Origin of the sequence: Yoonia sp. (assembly GCF_036770585.1) — a bacterium.
GTDB lineage: Bacteria > Pseudomonadota > Alphaproteobacteria > Rhodobacterales > Rhodobacteraceae > Yoonia.
In genome coordinates this window covers 1-4,738 of the sequence record NZ_DAIPIW010000117.1, presented here as the reverse complement: position 1 = coordinate 4,738, position 4,738 = coordinate 1, and the positions used below count along the sequence as shown (strand labels likewise).

The following is a 4,738-nucleotide window of genomic DNA, read 5'->3' as shown; positions in this document are numbered from 1 at the left end:
TTGCGCAGTTTGCCGTTCTCGCGGATGTAAGGCGTATCCAGCCGCTGGCGGCGCAACCCGTCCCAGACGAAACGGGTCTTGTCGGAAATCCATTCCTCGTTCACACCGTCATGGTTGCGCGGCAAAAAGCGCATCACCTCGCGCCCCTTGGTATCGACGCGGATGTTGGACCCCAAGGCATCCATCACGTCGATGGATTCGGTCTTGGTCAGTTCCCACGGGCGGGCGGTAAAGGCGTAAGGCTTGCTGACCAGCGCGCCCACGGGGCACAGATCGATGATATTGCCCTGCAGGTTGGAATCAAGCGTCTCGCCCAGATAGCTGGTGATCTCGGCATCCTCGCCGCGACCGGTCTGGCCCATCTGGTGGATGCCCGCGACCTCGGTCGTGAAGCGCACGCAGCGGGTGCAGGAAATGCAGCGGGTCATGTGGGTTTCGACCAATGGCCCCAGATCCAGATCCTCGACCGCGCGCTTGGGTTCGCGGTAGCGGCTGAAATCGACGCCGTAGGCCATCGCCTGATCCTGCAAATCACACTCGCCGCCCTGATCGCAGATCGGACAATCAAGCGGATGGTTGATCAGCAGGAATTCCATCACGCCCTCGCGGGCCTTCTTGACCATGGGCGAGTTCGTTTTGACCACCGGCGGCTGCCCTTCCGGCCCCGGACGCAGGTCTTTCACCTGCATCGCGCAGGATGCAGCGGGCTTGGGTGGGCCGCCCACGACCTCGACCAGACACATCCGGCAGTTGCCGGCGATGGAAAGCCGCTCGTGATAACAGAAGCGTGGAATTTCGATCCCCGCTTCCTCACAAGCCTGAATCAGGGTCATGGCCCCGTCGACCTCGACCTCGTGGCCGTCGATCACGACTTTGCGCAGATGAGACATTGGCGTGCCTTATATGTTCCCTTTCGCGGAAACCATCGCGCACGACAGACCGCGTTGGTCGGGTTCTAACGTGACACGCCCTTGGACACCAGACAGAACGGCAAAAAAACCGCCGAACTTCGGACCGAATTCAAGGCATCAGCGCAACAGCCAGCCGATGCGGGTATTTGCGGCGATCTGGGCACGACCGACCGCGCACCATGTCGCCTCATCGCCTTCGATGACACCCATATCGGCAAGCGCCTGACGTCCGATCACCTCGAGCCGGTCTTTCTCGGCCTTGTCATTGATATAGGCGTCGATCTGCGCCTGCGTATAACCAAGCTCGCGGGCATGGGTTTCCAGCGAGCGCAGAAACCCCAGACCACGAAAGATGCGCGCGCTGATCGATCCGCATTTCTCGGAAATCTCATAGGCCATGCCGACATGCAGGATACCGTCGCGCACATGCGCCACATCCTTGAGCGGCGTTTGCGCCACCGCAGGCCCCGCAGCCAAGCTCGCCACGATTGCCAGTCGTCCCAAGGTCTTTGAAACTCGCATCTGCCCTACTCCTGCCGCGCTTGCCTGCGCATCTCTTGCGCCAGCAAATTGGACCGGTTCGGCGGTTATGCAATATCAAAGCTGTGTGAGCGCGAAAAAACGCGCAAAACCGCAAGGCGGGGGCCGATGTCACGTGTGATGTCGGCGCAGGTAGTCCCAGCCGAAGGCTGCCTCGGTATCACCTTCGGCCTCGCGCAGGGCAAGTTTCGCCATCGCCTCGTCCACGGTGGGCTGGTGGCCTTCCGGCACCCACCACATGACGAAATGCATCCGGACAAGGGGGGTGAACCATTCGGCCCGCCGGTCCAGAAACCGCGCGTGCAATGTCTCGAAAACAAAGGTCTGCAAAGCGGCAGGCCCTTCCCAGACCGAGAGGTTCACAATGAACTGCGGGTCATCCTCGAGATTGTTTTCGGTATTGCCGGTGCCCGGCTCGCCCGACCCTTCCATCAGCCAGACAAAGCCCGGCATCCGCTTGGCCACCCCGTTCACACGGTCGAGGTTGTCCATGAACTCGGCCACGCGCGGATCGTCCGTCGGGGCAAGCAGGCGGCCGATGTTCAACTCTGCCAGATGCATGACCGCCGCCTTTTCAGCAAAGACGCCCTAGGCGCGGATAGGGATCAGCATGGCCGCCAGCGGCGAGCCTTCCAGCACCTCGGCATCGCCCGCCGCGCAAAGATCATCCGCGCTGACATCGACGGCGTGCTTGACCTCGAAGCTGCGCCGCGTGACATCGGTTTCCAGCTCGATCGCATTGCGCAGGCCGAAAGCGGACAAAGAGCCGCGACCGACCTCGTTGCGGGCATCGTTCAACTGGGTGTCGAGACCGGTGTCATAGGCATATTGCGCACAGCCTTGCGCCACGCGCTGCGCCAATGTCAGGGTCGCGTAATATTCGGGCACCGACATCGTATAAAGCCGCTGGACCGCCGGTTCGTTCAGATCGAGGCTCGATCCCCGTTCACAAGCCGCCAGCGCCAGAACCGCCGCGCCGACACTCAATCCCTGCTTCATCATTGTGCTGCAATCCCCGCTGTCCGTTTGCTGGCGATACGGTCCTCGATCTCGTCCCGGAAGTTCTTGATCAGACCCTGAATTGGCCAGGCCGCCGCATCACCCAATGCGCAGATGGTATGGCCTTCGACCTGTTTTGTCACGCTCAGCAGCATGTCGATTTCCTCGACGCTTGCATTGCCTTCGACCAGCCGCTTCATCACCCGCATCATCCAGCCGGTGCCTTCGCGGCAGGGCGTGCACTGGCCACAGCTTTCGTGCTTGTAGAATTTGGACAGCCGCCAGATCGCCTTGATCATATCGACCGAGTTATCCATCACGATCACCGCAGCGGTGCCGAGCGATGATCCCTTGTCCTTCAAGGCGTCGAAATCCATGATCGCGTCGCGCATGTTTTCGCCACGCACGCAAGGCACCGACGATCCACCCGGGATCACCGCCTTGAGGTTGCCCCAGCCGCCGCGAATCCCGCCGCAGTGCTTTTCGATCAACTCTTCGAAGGGGATCGACATTTCCTCTTCGACGACACAGGGGTTGTTGACATGGCCCGAGATGGCGAAAAGCTTGGTGCCCGCGTTGTTCGGACGGCCCATGCTGGCGAACCAGTCACCGCCACGGCGCAGGATCGTGGGCACAACGGCAATCGATTCGACGTTGTTCACCGTGGTCGGACAACCATAAAGCCCCGCCCCCGCCGGGAAAGGCGGCTTCATGCGCGGCATCCCCTTCTTGCCTTCGAGGCTTTCCAGAAGGGCGGTTTCCTCGCCGCAGATATAGGCCCCGGCCCCGTGGGTCAGGTAAAGGTCGAAGTCCCAGCCCGAACCGGCGGCGTTCTTGCCGATCAGGCCTGCGTCATAAGCCTCGTCGATGGCGGCTTGCAGCGCCTCTTTCTCGCGGATGTATTCGCCACGGATGTAGATGTAGCAGGCATGCGCGTTCATCGCGAAGCTGGCGATCAGGCAGCCCTCGACCAGCGTATGCGGGTCGTGGCGCATGATCTCGCGGTCCTTGCAGGTGCCCGGTTCGGATTCGTCGGCATTGACCACCAGATAGGCCGGACGCCCGTCGCTTTCCTTGGGCATGAACGACCACTTGAGGCCCGTCGGAAAGCCCGCGCCGCCACGGCCACGCAGGCCGCTTGCCTTCATCTCGTTGATGATCCAGTCGCGGCCCTTCTTGATGATGTCCGCCGTGCCATCCCAATGGCCCCGCGCCTGCGCGCCTTTCAGCCTGCGGTCGTGCATCCCGTAAAGGTTCGTGAAAATCCGGTTCTCGTCTTTGAGCATCAGTCCTTGCCCTTGTCGTTCTGGCGCATCCGCCACAGTCGGTAGGTCTGCCACAGGGCAAACCCGAAACCGGCGAGCGCTGCAAGGTCAAAAAGGGCGCGGGTCCGGTTGGACCAGCCGTATTCCGACCCGATCAGGTTCACCAATATCCAGAAAACACCAACCCCCGCCATAAGCAACGCGACGCGTTGTCCGGCTTTGGCCTGATCGGTGTCTCCGTGTTTTTGCGCCATCACCCTTGCGACGGCCTAGTAGACGTCGCCATCCTCCACTTTCTTGGAAAATGCGGTCTCGCCGCCCTGTGCGAGGATCTTGGCCTGCGCGATCCAGCCGTCGCGGCTGACGCGGCCCTTGAAGCCTTCGAGGTTGTCATCCATCCAGGCCTCTTCGGCCGGACCCCAGGATGCGATCTGGTCGAAGTGAAAGACGCCCATCCCATGCAGGGTCTTTTCCAGCTTCGGACCGACGCCCTTGATTTCCTTGAGGTTGTCGGGACCACCATCGCGCGCGGCGGTCATGAAAACGGGCTTGCCATCCGAGGCCGCAGGTGCCGCAGCGGGTGCAGGCGCCGCAGCAGGTGCAGGAGCAGGTGCCGCAGCGGGCGCGGGCTCTGCTGCCTTGGCCACGGGCGCGGGGGCGGCGGCGGGGGCGGCAGCAGCGGGGGCGGTCGTGGCCTGCGGACCCGGCGCAGGCGCGCGCCAGCCGATCGCCAGCGCGACAGCCGCGACAGCACCGATCACACCGCCGATCACGGCAGAGGCGAAAAGCCCGAAGTCATAAAGAACGAAGGCGACACCAGCGGCGATGATCGCAAAGAGCGCCGCGACCGCGATGATCCCCTGGTTGATTGGTGCAGTATCTTTCATGGTCTAGTCTCTCCCTCAGGTGGTGGCCGAACGGCCCCGGAAATGCGAACGCGGCCCGCCCTGCGTCATTTCGACCCAGATACGCGCTTGCCCCACGTCTAACCGATCAACGGCCTGCGGGTAAAGAATTACTGTC

General features: G+C 62.2%; 7 protein-coding genes. All 7 read right to left on the bottom strand.

Translation table 11 applies throughout. From position 1 onward, the window contains the following. Nucleotides 1–890 (bottom strand): NADH-quinone oxidoreductase subunit NuoG (gene nuoG, locus V7N12_RS13665; RefSeq protein ID WP_333715195.1); only part of this gene is annotated, 890 nt, incomplete at its 3' end. A 138-nt stretch (nt 891–1,028) separates the two neighbouring features. Continuing rightward, nucleotides 1,029–1,433 carry a DUF5333 domain-containing protein gene (locus V7N12_RS13660; RefSeq protein ID WP_333715193.1) on the bottom strand — a complete coding sequence of 135 codons (405 nt, stop codon included), beginning with the start codon at nt 1,431–1,433 and terminating at the stop codon, nt 1,029–1,031. A 129-nt stretch (nt 1,434–1,562) separates the two neighbouring features. Next, a complete protein-coding gene (locus V7N12_RS13655) occupies nt 1,563–2,012 on the bottom strand; it encodes a DUF3291 domain-containing protein (protein WP_333715192.1) in 450 nt (149 codons plus the stop codon). 27 nt (nt 2,013–2,039) lie between these two features. Further along, nucleotides 2,040–2,450, bottom strand: coding sequence for a hypothetical protein (locus tag V7N12_RS13650; protein WP_333715190.1), 411 nt, complete (start codon nt 2,448–2,450; stop codon nt 2,040–2,042). Next, nucleotides 2,450–3,736 (bottom strand): NADH-quinone oxidoreductase subunit NuoF, encoded by a 1,287-nt coding sequence (gene nuoF / locus V7N12_RS13645; RefSeq protein WP_333715189.1) that lies wholly within the window; start codon nt 3,734–3,736, stop codon nt 2,450–2,452. Before nuoF ends, V7N12_RS13650 begins: the two co-directional genes overlap by 1 nt. After that, nucleotides 3,736–3,969, bottom strand: coding sequence for a DUF5337 domain-containing protein (locus V7N12_RS13640; protein ID WP_333715188.1), 234 nt, complete (start codon nt 3,967–3,969; stop codon nt 3,736–3,738). The genes nuoF and V7N12_RS13640 overlap by 1 nt, the downstream gene beginning before the upstream one ends. Nucleotides 3,970–3,984: 15 nt before the next feature. Further along, nucleotides 3,985–4,602 (bottom strand): NADH:ubiquinone oxidoreductase, encoded by a 618-nt coding sequence (locus V7N12_RS13635; protein ID WP_333715187.1) that lies wholly within the window; start codon nt 4,600–4,602, stop codon nt 3,985–3,987. Nucleotides 4,603–4,738 lie beyond the last annotated feature (136 nt).

Coding starts and splice junctions, on each gene's coding strand:
- V7N12_RS13660 (WP_333715193.1), bottom strand. CDS start 1,433: ATGCGAGTTTCAAAGACCTTGGGACGACTGGCAATCGTGGCGAGCTTG.
- V7N12_RS13655 (WP_333715192.1), bottom strand. CDS start 2,012: ATGCATCTGGCAGAGTTGAACATCGGCCGCCTGCTTGCCCCGACGGAC.
- V7N12_RS13650 (WP_333715190.1), bottom strand. CDS start 2,450: ATGAAGCAGGGATTGAGTGTCGGCGCGGCGGTTCTGGCGCTGGCGGCT.
- nuoF (WP_333715189.1), bottom strand. CDS start 3,736: ATGCTCAAAGACGAGAACCGGATTTTCACGAACCTTTACGGGATGCAC.
- V7N12_RS13640 (WP_333715188.1), bottom strand. CDS start 3,969: ATGGCGCAAAAACACGGAGACACCGATCAGGCCAAAGCCGGACAACGC.
- V7N12_RS13635 (WP_333715187.1), bottom strand. CDS start 4,602: ATGAAAGATACTGCACCAATCAACCAGGGGATCATCGCGGTCGCGGCG.